This window comes from Streptomyces sp. NPDC088707, assembly GCF_044752725.1.
Classification (GTDB): domain Bacteria; phylum Actinomycetota; class Actinomycetes; order Streptomycetales; family Streptomycetaceae; genus Streptomyces.
The window spans coordinates 277096-299679 of sequence record NZ_JBIVLV010000008.1 but is presented as its reverse complement, the minus strand read 5'-3'; the positions used below and the strand labels follow the sequence as shown (position 1 = coordinate 299679).

Genomic DNA, 22584 nt, shown 5'->3' with positions numbered 1-22584 from the left:
ATCCGTCCGATTAAGCCGTCGGCAGGCCCCGCTCCCGGGCGGTACGGTCGACGGACCCGGCATCGACACCACAGCCAGGAGGAGTCCATCGTGAGCGATTGGCGGATCTACCGTGGTGCCGGTCTTCCGCACGACGAGATACAGCGGCTGCCCGCCCCGCCGCCCTGGCGCGACTTCTCCACGGGCAGCGCCGACGACACCCTGGCGGGCTCCGACCGGCGGCTCGGCGTCAAGCGCAGACTCGTCCAGAACCACCACCCCAGGCCCGCCGAGACGGATGCCGTCAACGCCGCGCTGTACCTGCGGCGTCCGCTCCTCGTCACCGGCAACCCCGGCACCGGCAAGTCCACCCTCGCCCACGCCGTCGCCCACGAACTGCGCCTCGGCCGGGTGCTCCGGTGGCCGATCGTCAGCCGGACCACGCTCCAGGACGGGCTCTACCGGTACGACGCCATCGGCCGGCTCCAGGACGTCCAGCTGGAGCGCGCCCAGGCCGGCTCGCCCGGCTCCGCCGCCGCGGCGCCGGCCGGCATCGGCTCGTACATCCGGCTCGGCCCGCTCGGCACCGCGCTGCTCCCCTCCGAGCAGCCCCGGGTGCTGCTCATCGACGAGCTCGACAAGAGCGACCTGGACCTGCCGAACGACCTCCTGAACGCCCTGGAGGAGGGCGAGTTCGCCATTCCCGAGCTGGAGCGGCTCGCCGACCGGGAGCCGGTCGTCGAGGTGCTCAGCGACGACGGCCGCAAGGTGCCGGTGCTCGGCGGCCGGGTCCGCTGCACCACCTTCCCGTTCATCGTGCTCACCTCCAACGGCGAACGGGACTTCCCCGCCGCCCTGTTGCGCCGCTGCATCCGTCTGGAGCTCGAAGCACCCGGCGAGGACCAGCTCCGCGCCATGATCGAGGCGCACCTCGGCGGCGAGGCCGCCGCGGGCGACGGGGAGCAGGGCCTCGTCCAGCGCTTCCTCAACCGCGAGCCCGGCGAGGTCATCGCCACCGACCAGCTCCTCAACGCCCTCTATCTGACCCAGCACGCCTCACGCGCCGAACGGGTCACCAGGGAACGCATCGCCGACATGCTCATGCAACCGCTCGATCAGCCGAGGTGACGATCGGATGCACCGGATGCATCTGGAGGAACTCACCCGCAGACTGCGGGCCGGTGGCCAGGACCCCACCGCCGAGGATGTCGCGGACGCCCTCTGGCTCTCCCGATGGCTCCCCGGCCCGCCCCGGGACCAGGAGGGGCCGGAAGGGGCGGAGGGGGCGGGGGGACCGCCGGGCGATCCCCGGCGGGAGACGGCCGGGGACGGTTCCGCCGACGGCCGGGATCCTGGTGGCGGCGCAGCCGGTGCCGAGGGCGAGGGAGCGGCCGGCCCCGGCGGCCCCCGCGAGTCCGTCTCCCTCCACATGGCCACGGGGGGCACGGGACGAGCCGGGGAAGCCGGAGTCACGGACAGGACCGGAGCCGACAGCACCGGAGCCGGCGGCACAGGAACCCCCGACACCCCCGACACCTCAGGAGCCACAGGCGCCACCGCCGGAGACCGGCGTACGGACCGCGGCGCGACCCTGCCGGTCCGCGCCCCCGGCGCCAACGCCCTGCCCGGGCTCCTGGGACTCCAGAAGGCCCTCCGCCCCCTGCGCGCCTACGCCCTCGCCCCCCACCGCCCCGGCGAGGGCGTCCTCGACGAGGAGGCCACCGCCGAGCGCAGCGCCGCCGCCGGCATCCTCACCCCCGTGATGCGCCCGGCGGCGGGCCGGCGCCCCGACATCCAGCTCCTCATGGACACCGGCCCCGCCATGGTCGTCTGGAGCCGGATGGTCGAGGAACTCCGCCAGGCCTGCCAGCAGTCCGGCGCCTTCCGTGACGTCCAGGTGCACCGGCTGTACGACACCGGCGAAGGCCCGCCGCTCGTCACCACCACCTCCGGCGCCGACGGCCGCCCCCGGCTGCGCCCCGTCGACCAGCTCCACGACCCCACCGGCCGCCGGTTCACGCTGGTCGTCAGCGACTGCGTCGGACCCCTCTGGCAGCGCGGCGCCGCCCAGCGCTTCCTGCGCCAGTGGCCCCGCAACTCCCCGCTCGCCCTCGTCCAGCCGCTGCCGCCGCGCCTCTGGCCCCGCACCGCGCTCCCCGCCGAGCCCGGCACCTTCCAGCGCTCCGCCACCCCCGGCGGCCACACCGCGTTCCGCTCCGACGACGAGCCGTGGGGGCCGCTCGTCCCCGGCCGCAGGGCCGTCCCCGTGCTCACGCCGACCCCCGAGGCCTTCGCCTCCTGGACCCGGCTCCACACCGGCCACGGCGGCAACGCCGTACGCGGCTGGGCCGCCTGGCTCGCCCCCGAAGCGGTGGAGCCGCGCCCGCCCAGGAGCCCCCGGGCCGCACGGAGCGACGAGGACCTCCTGCGCGCCTTCCGGGCCGCGGCCTCGCCCGGCGCGCTCCGGCTCGCCGTCCACCTCGCGGCGGCCCCGCTGGCCCTCCCCGTGATGCAGCTCGTGCAGCGCGCCATGCTCCCCGACACCGGCCCCATGGAGCTGGCCGAGGTGCTGCTCAGCGGGCTCCTGCGACGCCTGCCCGGGCCCACCCCGTACCCCTGCTTCAGCTATCCGCCCGGCATCCAGCAGCACTTCCTCGGCTCGCTCGACCCCAGCGCCGCCGCCCTCGTCCTCAAACACTGCTCCGCGTACGTGGAGCGCAATTTCGGCCAAGGCATGCGCAACTTCCCGGCGCTCGCCGCCGCGCGCCTCGCGGGCACCGACACCGGGAACGACACCAGGACCGACACCGGGACCGGGGACGGCCCGGGGGCCCACCGGAGCCACGGCCGGGCCACCGACCTCCCCGAGGAGACCGAGGCGACCGACGAGCCCCTGGGACCCGAAGGCCCCGAGACCGAGCTCTTCGCCCGCATCCCCGCGCGCGTACTCCGCTTCTACCACCCCGACCTCGTCACCCCCGACCCCCTCACCGAGGCCCGCCGCCTCCTCGCGCAGGGCCGCGCCCAGTCCGACCCGGCCCTGCTCGCCGGGGCGCGCGAGCGCGCCGAGGCGGCGCTCCCGGCCGAACCCGTCGAGGCCCGGATCGTCCTCGCCCGCGCCCTGTACGCCGAGGCGGGCACCGCTGCCGCCCGCCGCACCGGCCGCCGGCCCGAGCTCCTCGGCGAGGCCGCCGACACGCTCGTCCGGGCCGGGGAGCTCGCCGGGTCCGGCGGGGAGGCATGGGCCGAGTCCCGGCTCGAACTGGCCGTCGTCCACCACGCGTTATGGCGGGACACCGACGACACCGGTCATCTCGACGCGGCCCTCACCGCCCTCGCCGAGGACGCCGGCCACTGGCCGGAAACGGCCCGCCACACCCTTCATCTCCGGCGCGGCCGGCTGCTCCTCGCGCGCGGTGACGGCGAGGAGGCGGCCACCGAACTCACCGCCGCCCTCACCCTGCACGAGAGCGCCGCCGCCCTCCTCGACCTCGCCGACGCCCTCCACCTCGCCGGGGCCGACCCGGGCCGCATCGGCGTCGTGCTCGACCGCGCCGACCCCCTCCTCGGCGAGGCGCGCGCCCTGCGGCTGCGCCTCACCACCGCACGCGCCCGGCTGTACGACACGGAGGGCGACGGGGCCGCCGCCGACGCGGCGTACGAGGAGGCCACCCTGCTCGCGCCCGCCGACAGCGAGCAGCGCGGACCGCTCCTGCTCACCTGGGGCGGATCACTGCTGCGGCGGGCCGCCGCGGGGACCGGCACGGCACCGGTCGACCGGGCCGAGGGCGTCCTGCGCGAGGCCCTCACACGACTGCCCGCCGGAGCGCCCGAGCGCGCCCGGGCGCGCGCCCTGATCGGCAGCGTCCTCGCGCTCCGCTTCCACCGGGCCGGGTTCCTGCCCGACCTCTTCGAGAGCCGCCATGTGCTCGAACAGGCGGTCCGCGGCACCCACGACCCGGGCGAGCGCGCCGAGGTCTGGCTGCAACTGGGGCGGGTCCGCCTGGAGCTGGCCGTAACCGCGCGGGACGGGGTGATCGGCGACGCCCTCGCCGCCTACCGCAACGCCGGCGAGGACTCCCGTGCCGCCCACGGCGACGAGCCGGGCACGGTCACCGGCGCCCGCGCGCTGCACGCCCAGGGGGCGGTGCTCGCCCTGATGGGCCGCCCGGCGCGGGCCCGGACGGTGCTGCTCGCGGCGACGACGCAGTGGCGGCGCCTCACGGGCGAGCTGGTGGAGGTCGACTGGGACGACGTGGAGCGGACCCGGGCGCTGCTCGCGGGGGTGGAGAGCGCCAGGGCGAGGGACGGGGTGCCGCTCACGTCCGAGGAGCGCCGGCGCGTCATGCCCCCGTGGTGGTCCTGGACGGCTGGATAACGGGGGCGCACATGGGGGCAGTTGAATCGAATGGGTTTCCGGTCTCCTGGCGTCGGGAAGAACCGCCGCACCGCTACGACCGTGGGGGACAGCGTCGGTGAGGAGGAGCCGAGAGTGTGCGAGCGCACGGGGTGGGCGACCGGTGTCGGGCGGGATGCCGTCACGTCTTCGCATCTGTACGATCTCGCGACCGTCGACCTGCGGACCCTGCGGGTCATGGACGACGCCGCCCTCGGGGCGGCGGTGGAGAGAGTGCTGCTCCGCCCCTCGGATCTCGTCGCGTCCTGGACGGAGGACGAGTTCGTCGGCTGACGGCCGGGCTCGCACGGGGGTCCGCGCGGGGCGCTCACTTTCGGCCGTCTCTGCGCCCGGCCGCCGATCCCCCCTCGGTCACCGGCCCGGGCCGCCCGGCGGCCCGCCGTGCGTCCGGAGCCGGGAGTGACCGCCGTCTCGCCGGACCCGGCGGTGCTCGCCGGGCTCGCCAGCACGCGCCCGGGGCCGGCCGGGGCGGCATTTCTGCGGACCGGGGGGCACGCCAGGCGGCTGCTCCTCCTCAAGACCCTCCTGGTGCGGGTCCGGCGCCACCGTGAGGCGGTGGCGCCCGTGGCGCTGCGCAGCTTCGAGGCGGCCTGGCTCCTGCTCGAACGGGCCGAACGCGCCGGCCCGGACGTCGTCCGCGCCGCCCTGGACTACCCGACCACCGGCACCTGGCTCGCCGCCGCGCTGACCGAGCCACCCGGGGCCGGCCTCGACCGCCACCTCGCCTACTTCGAGCTCCTCGCCGTCACCGCGGCCCTGCGCGCCGGGTTACGCATGGAACTGACGGTGGAGGCCCCCGACGGGGTGATCCCGCTCCCCGGCCTGGGCCGGGTCGAGGCCGGGGGCCCGGGGCGGGTCCGGATCGACGCCCGCGCCCGCTCGGTACGGATCGGGAGCGTGGACGGCACGGGCTCCCGAGCCGTGCTCCGGCGCCACGCGCGCGGCGCCGTGAGAACGGTGACGGGCAGCGGTCCTGGCTGGCACGGGGTGTGTGCCCTGCCCGGGGGCGCGACCCGTCTGGAGGACCTCGACCCGTACCGGCTCCCGCCCGGCATGGGCATGCCGGCCCGCGCCGCGGCCGGCCGTCTCGACACCGACCACGCGGGCTGGGCCGGCAGCTGGACCGCCGCCCGCGGTCTGCTGCGCGCGACCGACCGGGCCCGGGCCTTCGAGGTGGGCCGCACGGTGAACGTCGTCGTACCGCTCGTCCCGCTCGGAACGCGCTCCATCGGGGCCACGCTGGCCGCCGCCCCCGGGGCCATCCTCATGACGCCCGCCGTCGGGGCCCTCGACATGGTCGAGACCCTCGTCCACGAGATGCACCACAGCAAACTCGCCACACTCCACGAGCTGGTCCCGCTCCACCGGCCCCACCCGTCGGACCGGGCCGCCCCCACCTACCGGGTCGGCTGGCGCAGGGACCTCCGCCCGGTGGCCAGTGTCCTCCAGGGCGCCTATGCCCACCTGGCGCTCGCCGACCTGTGGCACCGGGCCGCCCGGGCCCCGCGCGGCGCAGGGGTGCCCGGACGGTGGCGTGCCCAGTCGGCACGACAGTTCGACCATGTCCACGATCAGGTGGTCGAAGCTCTTGGAATACTGCTCGAATCCGATGAACTGACCAATGAGGGGCGGGAGTTCGCCCGGCAAATGGGGAAGCATCTTGCGAGCCTCAGCTCCGGCCGGCGAGCCCTTGGGCCACACTGTGCCCACGGCACATGACACTGCGTTGCGCGTGAGCGGGACGGGAGATGCACACATGGCGGAACAGCGGTCGGGCGGCGCTTCGGCGGACCACGGTGGCAGAGCTGCTCCCGAGCACGTCCTCGTCGTCTTTCCCGGCTACCACCGGCCGTGGGCGGCCTGGATCAACCAGCGCCTCGACACCCACGGTGTCCGCGCCACCCTGCAACGCTGGGACCCGCCCCGCGAGGTCCCCCTGGAGGACTCCCTCGGCGACCTGCTCCTCGCCCGCGGCAGGGTCCTCCTCGTCCTCGACGACTGGTTCTTCGAGCTCGGCCCCCGGCCGGCCGGCGAGTGGAACGACGTCCTGCGCGGCTTCGTCGCGAGCCAGGCCGACCGCTTCGCCGCCGTCAACCTCACCAACCGCACCCTCCTCCCCTCCACGGCCGTCCTCGAACCGGTCAGCCTCTGGGGCGTCGGCGAGGAGGAGGCGGAGGCCCGGCTCCTCAGCAGGCTCGACATCGAACCGCGCCGCTCCCCCGCCCGCCGGATCTCGCCCGGCGCCCTCGTCCGCTACCCGGAGACCCCGCCGGACATCTGGGGCGAGGTACCCCGCCGCAACCCCCGCTTCACCGGCCGCGACGACCTCCTCACCGAGCTCCAGGAACGGCTCATGGACGCCGAGCGCGGCAACGCCGCGTACACCCTCCTGGGCATGTCGGGCATCGGCAAGACCCAGATCGCCGCCGAGTACGCCCACCGCTTCAGCTCCGACTACGACGTCATCTGGTGGGTCAGCTCCGACGACCGGAACGTCCAGCGCGACCGCCTCGGCGAACTCGCCGTCGCCCTCGAACTCCCCACCGGCAGCGAGCCCGGCGAACGCATCCGCGCCGTCCGCGAAGCCCTCCGCCGCGGCGACCCGCACAGCCGGTGGCTCGTCGTCTTCGACGGCTGGGACGACATCAGGGACGTCGACGTCATGGTCCCGCAAGGGCCCGGACACGTCCTCATCACCTCCCGCAACCACGGCTGGCGCGAACACACCGACGTGCTCCCGGTCCGCAACTTCGACCGCGCGGAGTCCACCGGCTACCTCATGCGCCGGGCCCCGCACATCACCGCCGTCGAGGCCGACGAGGTCGCCGCCGAGTTCGGAGACGTACCCCTGCCCCTCGTCCAGGCGGCCGCCTGGCTCGGCGAGTCCGGCATGGAGGCCTCCGAGTACCTGCGCATGGTCCGTGAGGGACGGCTCTCCACCGTCGACGAGCCGAGCACCGGCGAGGGCATGCCCAACACCTCGCTCACCTCCTGGTCGATACTGATCAACCGGCTCCGGCGCGCCCAGCCGCAGGCCATCGACATCCTCAGCCTGTGCGCCTCCTTCGCCCCCGGCCGCATCCCCCTCGGCATCGTCCGCGCCCACCCGCAGGCCTCCCTCCCCGAGGGCCTGCGGTGGATGGCCACCGACCTGCCCGCCTGGACCCGCGCCCTCGACACCCTCGTCAACTACTCGGTGCTCACCCGGGAGACCCGCGGCCCCGTCACCAGCGAGGAGGCCGCACCCCAGCAGGAGTCGATCCACATGCACCGGCTGGTGCACGACATCGTCTCCCGGCTCACCGACGGCGAGCACCGCGACGCCCACCGCAAGGCCGTCCGTACGCTGCTCGCCGAGGCCGACCCGGGGAACCCGACGGACAGCCGCAACTGGCCCCGCTACTCCGAGCTCCTGCCCCACCTGGAGCCCTCCGGGGCACTGCGCAGCACCGATCCGCGCATCCAGACCACCGTCCTCAACTGCCTGCGCTACTGCGACCGCAGCGGCGAGTACAAGGCGGGCACCCGCCTCGCCGGACGCATCCGCGGCAACTGGACCGGCTTCATGGACCCGCTCTCCCCGCAGATGCAGGAACTCACCACCGTGGAGGGCGACATCCTGCGCCGCAGCGGCGGCTTCCGCGAGGCGTACGAACTCGACCGCGCCCGCCGCACCCTGCTCGCCGCGGCCGAACACCCCGACGAGCTCGGCGACCTCAAGTCCAAGATCTGCATCGCCCGCGACCTGCGATTCCTCGGGCAGTACAAGGAATCCGAACGCCTCCAGCGCGAGGTCCTCGCCGAGGCGCAGAGCCTCCTCGGCGAGACCCAGCAGCTCACCCTCGCCGCCCGTCACAACGTCGGCGTCGTCCTGCGGATGCTCGGCCGCTACCGGGAGGCGTACGAACAGGACGCCGACACCCTCTCCCGCTGCGAGACCATCCTGCGGCCCCACCACCCCTCCACCCTCAACTCCAACAACGCGGTGGCCCAGGACCTCCGGCTGCTCGGCCGCTACCGCGAGGCGCTCGGCCGACAGGAGGCCAACGTCCGCCTCCATGTGAGGATCCTCGGCCCCCAGCACCTGCAGACCCTCTACGCACGCAGCCAGCTCGCCCTCTGCCGGCGTCGCGAAGGCGGCTTCAAGGACGACATCGGCGCCGTCATGGCCGGCGTCCTCGACCACCTCGAACAGGCCCAGGGACGCGGCCACTACCTCACGCTGTCCGCGGTCACCAACTACGCCAACTACCTGCGCGAACACGGCGACCTCGACCGGGCCCGCGAACTCATCAACGAGGCCGAGGCCGGCTACCGCGCCCTGCTCGGCCCCGCCCACCCCGTCTCCACCGGAGTCCTCGCCAACACCGCCCTCGTGATGCAGTCCGCGGGCGAGCGAACCGAGGCCATGACCATGCTGGAGGCGGCGCTCGCCGGACTCACCGCCGCCCTCGGACCCGACCACCCCTGGGTCCTCGGCTGCGCCCTCAACGCCACCGCCGCCCGCAACTTCAACGGGCGTGTGTCCGACGCCGCGGAACTCAGCCGGGACACCCTGCGCCGGGCCCGGCACGTCATGGGCTCCGAGCACCCGCTGACCCTCTCCTGCCAGGTCTCGCTCGCCACCGACCTGCGCGGACTGCGCGAGACCGAGGAGGCGTCGAAGCTGGAGGAGGACGCCCTGCTCACCCTCACCAGGACGCTCGGCGCCCAGCACCCGCACACCCTGTCGGCCCGCCAGCGCAACCGCCCGTACTGGGACTTCGAGGCCAACCTCTGACCTCACCCGCACACGCCGGAGGCCCGGCACCCCCAAGCGGGGTGCCGGGCCTCCGTACGTGCTCCGAGGGCGACGATCAGGCGTCGAAGACCTCGTTGACCAGCTGCTGCTGCTCGGCCTGGTGGCGCTTGGCCGAGCCGACCGCCGGGGACGAGGAGTGCGGACGCGAGATCCGGCGCAGGCGCTCGCCCGCCGGGATGTCCGCGCCGACCGCCAGGTCCAGGTGGTCGATCAGGTTGAGCGCGATGAACGGCCACGCACCCTGGTTCGCCGGCTCCTCCTGCGCCCAGATGTACTTCGCGGCGTTCGGGTACTTGGCGATCTCGGCCTGGAGCTCGGCACCCGGCAGCGGGTACAGACGCTCGAGGCGGATGATCGCGGTCTCCGTGTCGCCGCGCTTCTGACGCTCGGCCTCCAGGTCGTAGTAGACCTTGCCGGCGCAGAAGACGACCTTGCGGACGTCGGCCGGGTTCGCCGTCGTGTCACCGATCACCGGGCGGAAGCCGCCGGTGGTGAACTCCTCCGCCTTGGACGCCGCGGCCTTCAGACGCAGCATCGACTTCGGCGTGAAGACGATGAGCGGCTTGTGGTGCGGGTTGTGGACCTGCCAGCGCAGCAGGTGGAAGTAGTTCGACGGCAGGGTCGGCATGGCGACCGTCATGTTGTCCTGGGCGCACATCTGGAGGAAGCGCTCCGGGCGCGCGGACGAGTGGTCCGGGCCCTGGCCCTCGTAGCCGTGCGGCAGGAGCAGCGTGACGCCGGAGGTCTGGCCCCACTTCTGCTCGGCCGAGGAGATGAACTCGTCGACGACGGTCTGCGCGCCGTTGACGAAGTCACCGAACTGGGCCTCCCAGACGACCAGGGCGTCCGGGCGCTCCAGCGAGTAGCCGTACTCGAAGCCCATCGCCGCGTACTCGCTGAGCAGCGAGTCGTAGACGTTGTAGTGGGCCTGGTCCTCGGCTAGGTAGAGCAGCGGGGTGTAGTCCTCGCCGGTCTCCTGGTCCACCAGGACCGCGTGGCGCTGGCCGAAGGTGCCGCGGCGGGAGTCCTGTCCGGACAGCCGGACCGGGGTGCCCTCCATGAGCAGCGAGCCGATGGCGAGGGTCTCGCCCATGCCCCAGTCGATCGTGCCGTCCTCGACGGAGGCGGCGCGGCGCTGCATCTGCGGCATCAGGCGCGGGTGGACCGTGATCCGCTCCGGGACGCTGACCTGCGACTCGGCGATCCGCTTCACGACCTCGGAGGAGACCGCGGTGGTGACCGCGACCGGGAAGGCCGCCTTGGCGTCCGGGACGGTCGCCGACGCCGGGGCGTTGGCGGCCTCGCGGACCTCCGCGAACACCTTCTCCAGCTGGCCCTGGAAGTCCTGGAGCGCCTGCTCCGCCTCTTCGAGGGTGATGTCGCCGCGACCGATGAGCGACTCGGTGTACAGCTTGCGCACCGAACGCTTCTTGTCGATCAGGTTGTACATCTGCGGGTTGGTGAACTGCGGGTTGTCGCCCTCGTTGTGACCGCGGCGGCGGTAGCAGATGAGGTCGATCACGACGTCCTTGTTGAACGTCTGGCGGAACTCGAAGGCGAGCCGCGCGACGCGGACCACGGCCTCCGGGTCGTCGCCGTTCACGTGGAAGATCGGCGCCTCGATCATGCGGGCCACGTCGGTCGCGTACATCGAGGAACGCGAGGACTCCGGGGCGGCGGTGAAGCCGACCTGGTTGTTGATGACGATGTGGACCGTGCCGCCGGTGCGGTAGCCGCGCAGCTGCGACATGTTCAGGGTCTCGGCGACGACACCCTGGCCGGCGAAGGCCGCGTCACCGTGCAGAGCGACGGGCAGGACGGTGAAGTCCGTGCCGCCCTTGTTGATGACGTCCTGCTTGGCGCGGACGATGCCTTCCAGGACCGGGTCGACCGCCTCCAGGTGCGAGGGGTTGGCGGCCAGGGAGACCTTGATCTCCTCGCCGTCGAGACCGACGAAGGTGCCCTCGGCGCCCAGGTGGTACTTGACGTCGCCGGAGCCGTGCATCGACTTCGGGTCGAGGTTGCCCTCGAACTCGCGGAAGATCTGCGCGTACGACTTGCCGACGATGTTCGCCAGGACGTTCAGCCGGCCGCGGTGGGCCATGCCGATGACGACCTCGTCGAGGCGCGACTCGGCGGCCGAGTCGATGACCGCGTCGAGCAGCGGGATGACGGACTCGCCGCCCTCCAGGGAGAAGCGCTTCTGGCCGACGTACTTCGTCTGCAGGAAGGTCTCGAAGGCCTCCGCGGCGTTCAGCCGGCGCAGGATCCGCAGCTGCTCCTCGCGCTCCACGCGGGAGTGCGGGCGCTCGACGCGGTCCTGGATCCACTTGCGCTGCTTCGGGTCCTGGATGTGCATGAACTCGACGCCGGTGGTGCGGCAGTACGAGTCGCGCAGCACGCCGAGGATGTCGCGGAGCTTCATCATCGACTTGCCGGCGAAGCCGCCGACCGCGAACTCCCGCTCCAGGTCCCACAGGGTGAGGCCGTGCTCGGTGATGTCCAGGTCGGGGTGCTTGCGCTGCTTGTACTCCAGCGGGTCGGTGTCGGCCATGACGTGGCCGCGGACCCGGTAGGAGTGGATGAGCTCGAAGACGCGCGCGGCCTTGGTGACGTCGTCGTCGTGCGACGCGTCGATGTCCTTGAGCCAGCGGACCGGCTCGTAGGGGATGCGCAGGGCCTTGAAGATGTCGTCGTAGAAGCCCTCCTCGCCGAGGAGGAAGTTGGCGACGACGCGCAGGAACTCGCCGGAGGCGGCGCCCTGGATGACGCGGTGGTCGTACGTCGAGGTCAGGGTCATGACCTTCGAGATGCCCAGCTTGTTCAGGGTGTCCTGCGACGTGCCCTGGAACTCGGCCGGGTAGTCCATCGAGCCGACGCCCATGATGACCGACTGTCCGGGCATCAGACGCGGGACGGAGTGGACGGTGCCGAGGCCGCCGGGGTTGGTCAGGGAGACCGTGACGCCGGTGAAGTCCTCCATCGTCAGCTTGCCCACGCGGGCCCGCTTGACGATGTCCTCGTACGCCTGCCAGAACTCGAAGAAGTTGAGCGTCTCGGCCTTCTTGATGCCCGCGACGACGAGCTGGCGGTCGCCGTTGGGCTTCACCAGGTCGATCGCGAGACCGAAGTTCACGTGCTCCGGCTTGACCAGGGTCGGCTTGCCGTCCTTCTCCGCGAAGGAGTAGTTCATCGACGGCATGGCCTTGATCGCCTGCACCATCGCGTAGCCGATCAGGTGCGTGAAGGAGATCTTCCCGCCCCGGGCGCGCTTCAGGTGGTTGTTGATCACGATCCGGTTGTCGAAGAGCAGCTTCACCGGGACGGCGCGGACGGACGTGGCCGTCGGCACCTCCAGCGAGGCGTTCATGTTCTTCGCGACCGCGGCGGCGGGACCGCGCAGCGTGATCAGCTCGGGGCCGGCCGGGGTCTCGGCCGCGGGCTTGGCGGCGGCCGGAGCGGCCTTGGCCGGGGCGGGCGCGGCGGCGGGCTTGGCGGCGGCCGGCGCGGCAGGGGCCGCGGAGGCCTTCACAGGCGCCGGGGCGGCCGCGGGGGCCGGAGCCGCGACCGGAGCGGGCGCGGGAGCCGGAACGGCCGCGGGAGCGGCAGGCGAGGCCTGTGCGGGGCCCGCCTGCTGCGCCGCGGGGGCGCTCGGCGTGGTGGAAGCCGGGGCGGTCGGGGTCTCCGACGCTCCGGGCTTGTAGTCGGCGAAGAAGTCCCACCAGGCACGATCGACCGAATTCGGGTCCTGGAGGTACTGCTGGTAGATCTCGTCGACGAGCCACTCATTGGCACCGAAGGCGGCTGCGGGGCTCTTGCCCTGCCCGTCCTGGTCGGTCGGGGAGCTCGGGGTACTGGGGGACTGAGACGACACGGCGGCAACCGCCCTCTTCCGCTTCACAAGGTGATGGACAGCGGAAATAAAGGCTACGCCTGTCCGGCCGGGAGGTGCAGGCGGGGAGCGCCAACGTCGCGCAAGTCACACTTGACGGGGTGTTTCGGGGCCGTGAATGGCGGGAAACAAGCGTGGTTCCGCATGTGTGAGGGTAGGGGGAAGTGCAGGCACGGCCGCCTTCGACCGCACCTCTGACCAGTCCCCGCTCACGTGCGCGGAGGTCTCTCTCCTCCACACGCAGAACGGGCCGCTCCGGTTCGAACCCTACGTCAATCTCTTGGGGGAAGGCTGCCCGGAAGAGTGACTCTGATGCGGCATCCACGTGCTGATTCGGCCACCCCGATCCCGCCGCCGTGCAGATCCACCGCCCAGCGGGCGATCGCGAGGCCGAGCCCCGTGCCGCCGTCGCTCCCGGGGCCCTGCCGGTGCGGGGCCGTGCCCCGGTTGAACCGCTCGAAGACCCTGTGCCGCTCCGCCTCCGGGATGCCGGGACCCTCGTCCTCGACCTCCAGCTCCAGGGAGTCCGGATACGGGCCGCGCCTGGCCCGGACCGTGACGCGGCCGTGCGGTGGCGAGTGCTTCACCGCGTTGTCGATCAGGTTCGCCATCACCTGGTGCAGCCGCTCCGCGTCCGCGTGCGCCACCAGCTCGGGCGGCGACACGTCCAGATGCAGATGGACGTCCGTCCGGTTGTGCAGGCCCGAGGAGGAGGAGAGGCCGCGCTGCGAGGCGGCCAGGTTCGCTTCGCGCAGAACTCCCGACAGATACGGCCAGACCTCGAAACGGCTCGCCCTCAGTGCCACGACACCGTTGTCAAGACGTGACAGGTCGAGCAGCGTCTCCACCAGCCGGCCCAGCCGCTCGGTCTGCTTCAGCGCCGACCGCATCGTCTCCGGATCCGCCTCGGAGACCCCGTCCACGACGTTCTCCAGTACGGCCCTGAGCGCGGCGATCGGGGTCCGCAGCTCGTGCGACACATTGGCGACCAGCTCCTTGCGGTGCCGGTCCACCGCCTCCAGGTCGTCCGCCATGCGGTTGATCGTCGACGCCAGGTCGCCCAGCTCGTCACGCCGGTCCGCGCCCCGCACCCGCCGGGTGAAGTCCCCGCGGGAGATCGTCCCGGCCACCGTGGTCATCTCGTCCAGCGGCGCCGTCAGGGACTGCGCCACGAACTGGGTGATCAGCAGGGTCGCGATCATCGCGAAGATCGTGATGTACCGGAACTCCGTGGACGTGCGGATCGCCACCAGCGCGAGCCCGGAGGTCAGCAGGACCGCACCGACGACCAGCGTGCCCAGCTTGGTCTTGATCGAGATCGCGATCCGGCGCGGCCGGCGTACCCCGCCGTCCGGTCCCCGCAGCTCCCTCGGCCACCCGGGCCTCCGCCGGCTCACAGCGCCGGGGTCTCCAGCGCGTAGCCGACGCCATGGACCGTGCGGATCCGCTCGGCCCCGATCTTCCGGCGCAGCGCCTTGATGTGGCTGTCCACGGTCCGGGTGCCCGAGGCGTCCGCCCAGTCCCACACCTCGGCGAGCAGCTGCTCGCGGGAGAGGACCGCCCGCGGGGTGCTCGCCAGGCAGACCAGCAGGTCGAACTCGGTCGGGGTGAGGTGCACGTCCTCGGACCGCACCCGGACCCGCCGCTGCGCGTGGTCGATCTCCAGCTCGCCGAGCCGCAGGATGCCGCTGCGCGGGGTCACGGCCGCCAGTGCGGCCCGCTCCACCCGGCGGAGCAGCACGTGCACCCGGGCGGCCAGCTCCCGCATCGAGAACGGCTTGGTCATGTAGTCGTCCGCGCCCACCCCGAGACCGACCAGCATGTCGGTCTCGTCGTCCCGGGCGGTCAGCATGAGGACCGGGACGGGCCGCTGGGCCTGGACCCGGCGGCACACTTCGAGGCCGTCGAATCCGGGCAGCATCACGTCGAGGACCATCAGGTCCGGCTGCCATGCCTCGGCCGCGTCGACGGCCGCGGGGCCGTCGGTCGCGGTCTGGACGAGAAAGCCCTCGGCGCGCAGCCGAGCGGAGATCGCCTCCACGATCGTGGCGTCGTCCTCGACCACGAGCACCCGGCGCTGGGCACCCGGAGTGGCCGCCGCACCGTGGTGAGTGGTGTGTGTCTGCTCCATTGCCCCGCCTCGCGTCGCCGATGTCGGCTCTGCAGCCTAGAGGTACCGGCGGCGTCCCGGCTATCCAGGACTTACTCGGGACGGACGCCGAGGTGAACCACGTCGGGGACGCCCCGGGCAACGGGGATCTCTTCCGTCCGTACCCCGCTGAATCCGGCATTCCGCAAGGACCCTTCGAAATCGACGGAGGGTCGGGCGGACCAGACGGCGAGCACTCCGCCGGGGTTCAGCCGGGCCGCGCAGGCCGCCAAACCCTCGGCCGCGTACAGGGATTCGTTGTCCTCGGTGACCGTCCAGTCGGGCCCGTTGTCGATGTCCAGGCAGAGGGCGTCGTAGGTGTCGGGGGAGGTGCGGAGGTGGTCCACCAGGTCCGTGTGCAGGATCACGGTCCGGGAATCGGCGAGCGCGGCCCCGGAGATGGCGGCGAGGGGCCCCTGGCGGTGCCAGTCGATGATCGCCTCCTCCCGCTCGACGACCGCGATCCGGCCCCAGCGGGGGTCGGCCGCGGCGTGGGCGAGCGAGAAGCCGACGCCGAGACCGCCGACGAGGATCGCCGCGCCGGCGCGGGACCGCTCGGGGAGCGCGGCCTGCGCCGCGTCGATCAGGAGCCGCTCGGAGCGCCCGTCGGAGGTGTCCATCAGGAAGGTGCCGTTGGCGATGATCTCGTAGTGCTCGTCGCGACGGCGGAGGACGACCTCTCCGTACGGTCCTTCACGGCGGTCGAGGGTGACGGTTCCTGGCATGGTCGGTCGCTCCGCTCTCGGCTCGGCAGTCGGGCCCCCGGCCATCCTGGCGCGGGGACGGCGGTGGGGACAAACGCGTTTCGACACGGGAGAGGGGTCGCACGGCCGTGCGAGAGAACTCCCGTTCCCTGCCGCGCCGAGAACGATTCCACGCGGGCTGTCATGTCGAGCCCTTTCTCGGGGGTACGGAACGCGGTACGGAATGCGGTGCGGAATTCCGTACGGGAACTACCGTGCCGCGTCCACGCGCTCGGTCGTACGGGGAAGGTCCGCGGGCACGGGTCCGGCGTCGCCGCCCGTCGCCCCCGCCCGGCCGCGGAGACCGAAGGCACTGATGAACGCGGCGACGAGCGCGGCCACGAGCGGCACCACCAGGGCGGCCCGGTAGCCGTCGAGCAGCGCGGTCGGCGAGGTGCCGTCCGTGGCCGCGATGTTCACCGCGGCGACGGCGGACAGCCCCAGCGCGGCGCCGAACTGGAAGGACGTGTACAGCAGACCGCCGGCGACGCCCTGCTCCTCCTCGGCGACGCCGTCGGTGGCGACGATGGTCAGCGGCCCGTAGGCCAGGGAGAAGGCCAGGCCCAGGACGATCAGGCTCGGGAACATCGCCGGGTACGTCCAGTCGGCGCCGACCGGCAGGAACAGCGCGTACGCCAGGGCGGCCAGGAGCAGACCGCCGAAGATCACCCGGGCGTTGCCGAACCTGGCCACGAGACGGGGGGTGAGGGTGGGGGAGAGGACCGCGTCCACACCGATGACGATCAGGGCGAAACTGGTCTGCAGGGTCGACCAGCCGCGCAGCTCCTGCAGGTAGAGCACCGCGATGAACTGGAAGCCGAAGAAGCCCGCGGCGAAGAGCAGCCCTGCCAGATTGGCGCGGACCAGCGAGGCGGTGCGGAAGATGCCCAGGCGCACCAGCGGCGAGGACGACCTGCGCTCGACGGCGACGAAGACCAGGAACAGCACGAGGCTCGCCGCGACCGTGCCGATCGTCGTGGCCACGGAGACGTGCGCGGCGCGCTCGACGCCGAAGACGAGGAGCAGGATGCCGCCGGTGACGCTGACCGAGCCCGCCAGGTCGACGCCCTGGCCGGCGCGGTCCGGGCGCGGCGAGGCGGGGATGAGGGAGATCGCCGCGATCAGGATGACGAGGCTGAGGACGACCGGCGCGAAGAACACCCAGCGCCAGTCGACGGCGGCCAGCAGGCCGCCCACGACGAGGCCGACCGAGAAGCCGCCGGCCGCGGTGCCGGAGTAGACCAGCAGGGCCTTGTTGCGCTGAGGGCCCTCGTCGAAGCTCGTGGTGATGATGGACAGACCCGCCGGGGTCATGAACGCGGCGGCGACACCGGTCACGAAGCGGGCGACGATCAGCATCCAGCCCTCGGTGGCGAACCCTCCGAGGCCGGAGAAGAGCAGGAAGACCACGAGCCAGAGGACGAACATCCGGCGGCGTCCGAACAGGTCGGCGGCCCGGCCGCCCAGCAGCATGAACCCGCCGTAGCCGAGTACGTACGCGCTCATCACCCACTGGAGCATGCCGGTCGACATGTCCAGGTCCTCGCGTATCGACGGCAGGGCCACGTTGAGCATGGCCACGTCGATGCCCTCGAGGAAGATCGCGCCGCACAGCACGAACAGCACGCCCCAGGCACGTCCGCTCATACGGTCCGCATTGCTTCTCGACGGGGATTTCTGAGTGGACACGGAATTACTCCTTGTACGCGAAGGAATGGTCGTGGGGAATCGGCCGCATTCGTGCGGCGGGCGCGACACAAGGAGAAAGCCGTGCCGCGGGATTCCCGGTCGATGGGGAAATCCTGCGGCACGGCGGAGAACCGGGGAAGAAGGCACTTCGAAGTCACCCGGTCACTTCACGGGAACCGACCTCACCTCACGGATACCGGCCTCACCGCGAGGACGCTGACTGCGCGTCAGGGGTGCCGGCCTGAGGGCGCGCGGGGCCTCAGGACTCGCCCGTCAACCGCCGCGCGCCCCGCCACGCGTACAGGCCCGTGCCCGCCACGAGCGCGCCGACCGCCACCGTCCACGCCCCCGCCTGGGGGCCGGGCTGCATGACCCAGGCCCACCACTGCGCCCCGCCGCCCGGGGCGGGCGGGGCCGCGAGATAGACCGTGCCCACGAAGAAGGCCGACGGCAGCCAGCTCAGCCGGGCGCCGACGACGGCCGAGGCGGCCGCCGTCACCCCCACGAGCCCCAGGGTGTTGCGTACGGCGGCGAGCGCGCCGAACTCCTCCGCGTGCCCCGGCACCGCCAGGGCGAGCAGCACGACGGCGAGAACGGCCGGGGCGAGCACATGGGCGAGACGGCGGGGCCACCACGCGCGTACCGCGGTACGGTCCAGCTCGTCGCTCGGGGTGTGGAGACTGGTGCCGATCGCGGCGGCCGCGAGCAGCGGGCCGAGGACGACGACCGGCAGCCGCGCCGCGTGGTCGAAGTCGGGCAGCGACTCCAGCCACCAGGCCGCCCAGGCGGCGGCCGCCGCCGTTCCCACGAGGGCGGCCAGGGCGCCGGGCAGGGCGCGGGAGCGCAGATAGAGCAGGGCGGAAGGGTTCACGGCACCGGCACCTCGTCGGGGTGGCAGGTGTTCGCCGCCAGATAGCGGCCCAGGTAATCGCGCTGGGCGGCAGGGGACTTGGCGTGGAGCCGGTCGATGTACGGCTGGGCGGCGGTCGGATCGGGCCCGTAGCCCTCGGGTGTCGGCGCCAGCCACTCGATGACGGCGAGGTTGATGATGCTCGCCCGCTCCGCGTGCGGACCGGTGTTGTCCCCCGGTCGGCAGGTGTCCGAGAACAGCCAGGACACCGCCGAGTTCAGATACAGATCCGGGCGAGGGAGCCGGCCGCGCACCGCGTCCGCCGCCGCGTCGGGCAGTTCCACGTCCCCGGGGAGAGGGGGTCCGAACGGGCCGCCGACCCAGCGCACCGGGGCGCCGGGCAGCCCCTTGAGGCGGGCGTTGAGCGGGGCGAGCGCCGCCGACACCTCGGGCAGCAGGCGTTCGTCCACGGCCGTGAGGCAGATCTGCGGCGTGCCGTCGTCGCAGAGCGGGCGGGCCAGAGCCGGGTCCGGACGCCACGGGCCCTGGTCCGTCGGCAGGCGCAGGATCAGCGCGGCGGCGGCGACCGCCACGGCGAGCGGGACCAGGGCGAGCGGCCGCAGCCGCGCCCGGCGGAGCCCGTACGCCAGCAGGAAGGCGAGCGCGAGCCCGCCCGTCCACGCCATCGACACCGGACCGAACCACCAGACCGGCCGGTCCCAGAGGAACTGGTGCTCGGCGGCGGGGCCGAGCCAGCGGGCGGGCCCCTGGCTGTACGCGCCGACTCCCAGCGCGACGTACCCGACGATGCCCAGGAGCGGTGCCGTCAGCCGCCAGCGGACCGTTCGCCCGACGACATGACCGAACGCGCCCAGGGCGGCGACGGCGACCGCGTCGGCGGCGAGGAGTTCGAGGAAGGGGCGGCCGCCGGAGGCGTACGCCCAGGTCGCGAGAAGACAGACGGCGTCGGCGAGGAGCACCCCCGCGGCCGGCCAGAGAGCGGACGGGGCGACCGCGACGAACAGGCGGCGGAGCGGCGGGCGGGGCACGGACTCCCAGAGGTCCAGCGTCCCGCGCCGCCGGTCCCGGCCGCCCTGCCAGCAGCCCGCGGCGAGCGCGAGCGGTCCGGCGAGCAGCCCGGCGGCCACGTGCAGCAGGTTCGTGGCGTCGGCCCAGCGTCCCTGCCAGCCGGGCGCCTTGCCGTACATCGTCAGGAGGACGGTGAGGAGGACGGCGACGCCGGTCCAGGGGCCGAGCCCACGGCGCAGCTCGATGAGGACGGGCCTCGGCGCACGGGCGGTCCGTGCGGCGGTACGGGGCGGGGGAGGGGTGAGGGTGGCGGTCACCGGAGTGCTCCCTTCGCGGCGTCCGAGGGGGCCCGGTGGGCGTGCAGGGCGGCCGTGTAGCCGCGCTCCACGGCGTGCGTCGTGGAGTCGTCGCCGTCGGCGGACTCCCCGCCGAGGTCCGTGAGTTCGGCCGTCGAACCCTGGAAGGCGAGGCGGCCCGACTCGATGAGGGCGACGTCGGTGCAGGCCGCGGCCACGTCCTCCACCAGGTGCGTGGAGACCACCACCGTCGCCTCCGTGCCCAACTCCTTCAGCAGGGCGCGGAAATCGACCCGCTGCTCCGGATCGAGGCCCGCGGTCGGCTCGTCGAGCAGCAGCAACTCCGGTTCGTTCACGATGGCCTGGGCGATTCCCGCGCGCCTGACCATGCCGCCCGACAGCGTCTTCATCCTCGCGTCGATCCGGTCGCCGAGCCCGACCCGGGTCACCGCGTGCTCCACGGCCGCCGGGACGCGGGCGGCCGGCACCTCCTTCAGCCAGGCGACGTAGGCCACGAACTCCCGCACGGTGAAGGCCGGGTAGTAGCCGAAGTCCTGGGGCAGATAGCCGAGTCGGCGCCGGATGCCGATGCGTTCGCGGTGACTGGTCGCGTCCCCGCCGAGCAGCTCCACCCGGCCGGAGGAGGGCGCTGCGACGGTCGCGAGGACCCGGATGAGCGAGGTCTTGCCGGCGCCGTTCGGGCCGAGCAGGCCGTGGACGCCGGGACCGAGGGACAGGTCGAGCCGGTCGAGGGCGACGGTACGGCGGTGGCGGACGGTCAGTCCGCTCACCGCGACGGCGGTCGAGGCGTTCACCGGGACTCCAGGTGGTCGAAGGAACGGCGCCGCAGCGCGAGGAGGGCCGCGCAGGCCAGCGCGGCGGCGGCCCAGCCCCCTTGGGCGGCGGGGCCGGAGAAGTACGGAGCGAGCGTGGTGGCCGAGGCGGCCGTGTCGGCGGGGCCGAGCAGCGGACCCGTGACGGCGAGCAGCCACCCGCCGCCGAGCGTCGCGGCCGCCGCCCGGCAGCCCACGAACGAGCCGAGCGCGAGCGTGGCCAGGGTCAGCGCCAGGCCGGGAAGCAGCCAGGCGGCGGCCCCCGGGAAACCGGCCACCGGCGGCAGCAGCGCACCGCCCGCGGTCAGCAGCGGTACGCAGACGGCGAGGACGGCGGCGGTACGGGTGAGCAGCAGCCGCAGCCCGCCGGACGGGGTGGCGGCGGTGATCTCGTACAGCGGGTCGGCGTGACGTCCGTAGGAGACGGCGACACCGGCGAGCGGAAGGACGGGCGCGAGGGCGAGCAGCAGACCCCGCGCCGCCATGACCCCGGCCCCGTGGGCGAGCCCGAAGGCCCCGCCGACGACCAGCAGCACGGCCACCACCCAGGACCCGCGGAGGGCGGGCCCGACGGCCCACCAGAGCCGGGCCCACCGGCCGAGGGGGGAGGGGGCGCGCGGGGCGGGGGCGGGGGAGGCGGAGGCGGTCCGGGGGCCGGGGGAGTCGGCGGATTCGGGTCGGCGCCCTCGGGAGTCGGGGGATTCGGGGCGGCGCCCGAGGAAGGCGGGGGATTCGGGGCGGCGCCCGAGGAAGGCGGGGGATTCGGGGCGGCGCCCGAGGAAGGCGGCGGCTGCGAAACGGCGGCTGCCGGACGAGCCGGACCTGCCGGATGAGCTGGACGGCCCGGACCTGCCGGACCCGCTGGACGCACCGGACGGCCCGGACCCGCCGGACCCGCCGGACCCGCCGGGCGCGCCAGGTGTGAACCGGCGTCCGAGGGACGCGGTGGGTGCGGTCCGGCGGTCGGGGGAAGCCGGGCGTACGGCCCGGGCGCCCGCCGGCGCCCGGCCGGGTCCGAGGGACGCCAGCAGCTCGGCGCGGACGCTCGCGAGGACCGGGCCGGCCGTTCCGGCCCGCACGGCGGCCGAGACGCGGCCCGCGCAGCCCGCGCAGGACTCGACGTGCTTCTCCAGCGACCAGGCGTCGGTCTCGGGGGCGGACCCGTCGGCGTACCGGCGCGCGAGCGCGTCGGAGACGTGCCAGGGGAGCCCGGAGCTCCCGGGGCCGTCCGCAGGGGGGAGTCCTGTCGTCATGCGGTGCCTCCCAGGGCGTGTGGGCCGCCGGGGTGGGCCGCCCCGAGCGCGGCGCGCAGTTCGCGGCGGGCGCGCAGGGCGCGGGTCTTGACCGTGCCCTCGGGTATGCCGAGGAGCCGGGCGGTCTCACGGGTCGTCAGGCCGTCGACGACGGTCGCCCGCAGGACCTCGGCGAGTTCGGGCGAGATCCGGTCGAGGGCCGCGCCCACCTCCCCGTACTCCAGTCCGGCGAGCACCCGGTCCTCGGCGGAGGACGCGGCGGCGGAGGGCTCCGCGGGCACGGCGGCGTGTTCGACCGCCCGTTCCACGACGCGTTCCGCGCGGGCCCTGGCCCGCTGCGCGTCCACCAGGCGCCGGGCCGCGATGACCCAGATCCAGCCGCCGGCCTCGCCCCGGCCCCGGTGGCCGCCGGCCGAGCGCCAGACCGTGACGAAGGTGTCCTGGAGGACCTCCCGTACGGTCTCCTCGTCCGGGCAGCGCCGGGCGAGGCGGGCGTGCAGCCAGCCGGCGTGGCGGTCGTAGAGCACGGCGAGCGCCTCGGAGTCCCCCCGGGCGACCGCGCGCAGGAGCGCCGTGTCGTCGTCCTCGTCGCCCCCGGAGGGGCCTCCCCCTGCGGGGCGCAACAGTCTCACGCCTTCTCTATCGCGCGCGTG

The 22584-nt window shown here is 73.6% G+C and carries 15 protein-coding genes; 5 read left to right on the top strand and 10 right to left on the bottom strand.

Features of this window, described 5'->3' with window-relative positions:
* Positions 1–90: 90 nt before the first annotated feature.
* The 5 genes from ACIP84_RS24860 to fxsT all read left to right on the top strand — a co-directional run bounded on the left by ACIP84_RS24860 (position 91) and on the right by fxsT (position 9176).
* Complete coding sequence (locus ACIP84_RS24860) at positions 91–1107, top strand: MoxR family ATPase (RefSeq protein ID WP_355957444.1); 1017 nt, start codon at positions 91–93, stop codon at positions 1105–1107.
* A gap of 7 nt (positions 1108–1114) precedes the next feature.
* Positions 1115–4357 carry an SAV_2336 N-terminal domain-related protein gene (locus ACIP84_RS24855; RefSeq protein WP_401800369.1) on the top strand — a complete coding sequence of 1081 codons (3243 nt, stop codon included), beginning with the start codon at positions 1115–1117 and terminating at the stop codon, positions 4355–4357.
* 114 nt (positions 4358–4471) lie between these two features.
* On the top strand, positions 4472–4669 hold the full coding sequence (locus tag ACIP84_RS24850; RefSeq protein ID WP_231071786.1) for a hypothetical protein: 198 nt from the start codon (positions 4472–4474) through the stop codon (positions 4667–4669).
* 126 nt (positions 4670–4795) lie between these two features.
* Positions 4796–6115, top strand: a complete 1320-nt coding sequence (locus tag ACIP84_RS24845) for an aKG-HExxH-type peptide beta-hydroxylase (RefSeq protein WP_355957452.1) — start codon at positions 4796–4798, stop codon at positions 6113–6115.
* Positions 6116–6152: 37 nt separating this feature from the next.
* Positions 6153–9176 (top strand): FxSxx-COOH system tetratricopeptide repeat protein, encoded by a 3024-nt coding sequence (fxsT, locus tag ACIP84_RS24840; RefSeq protein ID WP_401800366.1) that lies wholly within the window; start codon positions 6153–6155, stop codon positions 9174–9176.
* 76 nt (positions 9177–9252) lie between these two features.
* Here fxsT and ACIP84_RS24835 read toward each other — a convergent pair whose 3' ends face one another.
* The 10 genes from ACIP84_RS24835 to ACIP84_RS24790 form a co-directional block, all read right to left on the bottom strand.
* A complete protein-coding gene (locus ACIP84_RS24835) occupies positions 9253–13071 on the bottom strand; it encodes a multifunctional oxoglutarate decarboxylase/oxoglutarate dehydrogenase thiamine pyrophosphate-binding subunit/dihydrolipoyllysine-residue succinyltransferase subunit (protein ID WP_401800363.1) in 3819 nt (1272 codons plus the stop codon).
* A 290-nt stretch (positions 13072–13361) separates the two neighbouring features.
* A complete protein-coding gene (locus tag ACIP84_RS24830) occupies positions 13362–14453 on the bottom strand; it encodes a HAMP domain-containing sensor histidine kinase (RefSeq protein WP_355957860.1) in 1092 nt (363 codons plus the stop codon).
* A 29-nt stretch (positions 14454–14482) separates the two neighbouring features.
* Positions 14483–15220 (bottom strand): response regulator transcription factor, encoded by a 738-nt coding sequence (locus tag ACIP84_RS24825; RefSeq protein WP_030207163.1) that lies wholly within the window; start codon positions 15218–15220, stop codon positions 14483–14485.
* A 71-nt stretch (positions 15221–15291) separates the two neighbouring features.
* Positions 15292–15963 carry a spermidine synthase gene (locus ACIP84_RS24820; protein WP_355957463.1) on the bottom strand — a complete coding sequence of 224 codons (672 nt, stop codon included), beginning with the start codon at positions 15961–15963 and terminating at the stop codon, positions 15292–15294.
* 228 nt (positions 15964–16191) lie between these two features.
* A complete protein-coding gene (locus ACIP84_RS24815; protein WP_401800360.1) occupies positions 16192–17628 on the bottom strand; it encodes an MFS transporter in 1437 nt (478 codons plus the stop codon).
* Positions 17629–17929: 301 nt separating this feature from the next.
* Entirely contained in the window at positions 17930–18541 is a 612-nt protein-coding gene (locus tag ACIP84_RS24810; protein ID WP_401800358.1) for a hypothetical protein, read from the bottom strand.
* A complete protein-coding gene (locus tag ACIP84_RS24805) occupies positions 18538–19866 on the bottom strand; it encodes a hypothetical protein (protein WP_401800357.1) in 1329 nt (442 codons plus the stop codon). Before ACIP84_RS24805 ends, ACIP84_RS24810 begins: the two co-directional genes overlap by 4 nt.
* Positions 19863–20660, bottom strand: a complete 798-nt coding sequence (locus ACIP84_RS24800; protein ID WP_355957474.1) for an ABC transporter ATP-binding protein — start codon at positions 20658–20660, stop codon at positions 19863–19865. The genes ACIP84_RS24805 and ACIP84_RS24800 overlap by 4 nt, the downstream gene beginning before the upstream one ends.
* The gene (locus tag ACIP84_RS24795; protein WP_401800355.1) at positions 20657–21931 is read right to left on the bottom strand and encodes a zf-HC2 domain-containing protein; all 1275 of its coding nucleotides are present in this window, start codon (positions 21929–21931) and stop codon (positions 20657–20659) included. Before ACIP84_RS24795 ends, ACIP84_RS24800 begins: the two co-directional genes overlap by 4 nt.
* Positions 21928–22563 carry an RNA polymerase sigma factor gene (locus ACIP84_RS24790; RefSeq protein WP_355957480.1) on the bottom strand — a complete coding sequence of 212 codons (636 nt, stop codon included), beginning with the start codon at positions 22561–22563 and terminating at the stop codon, positions 21928–21930. Before ACIP84_RS24790 ends, ACIP84_RS24795 begins: the two co-directional genes overlap by 4 nt.
* Positions 22564–22584 lie beyond the last annotated feature (21 nt).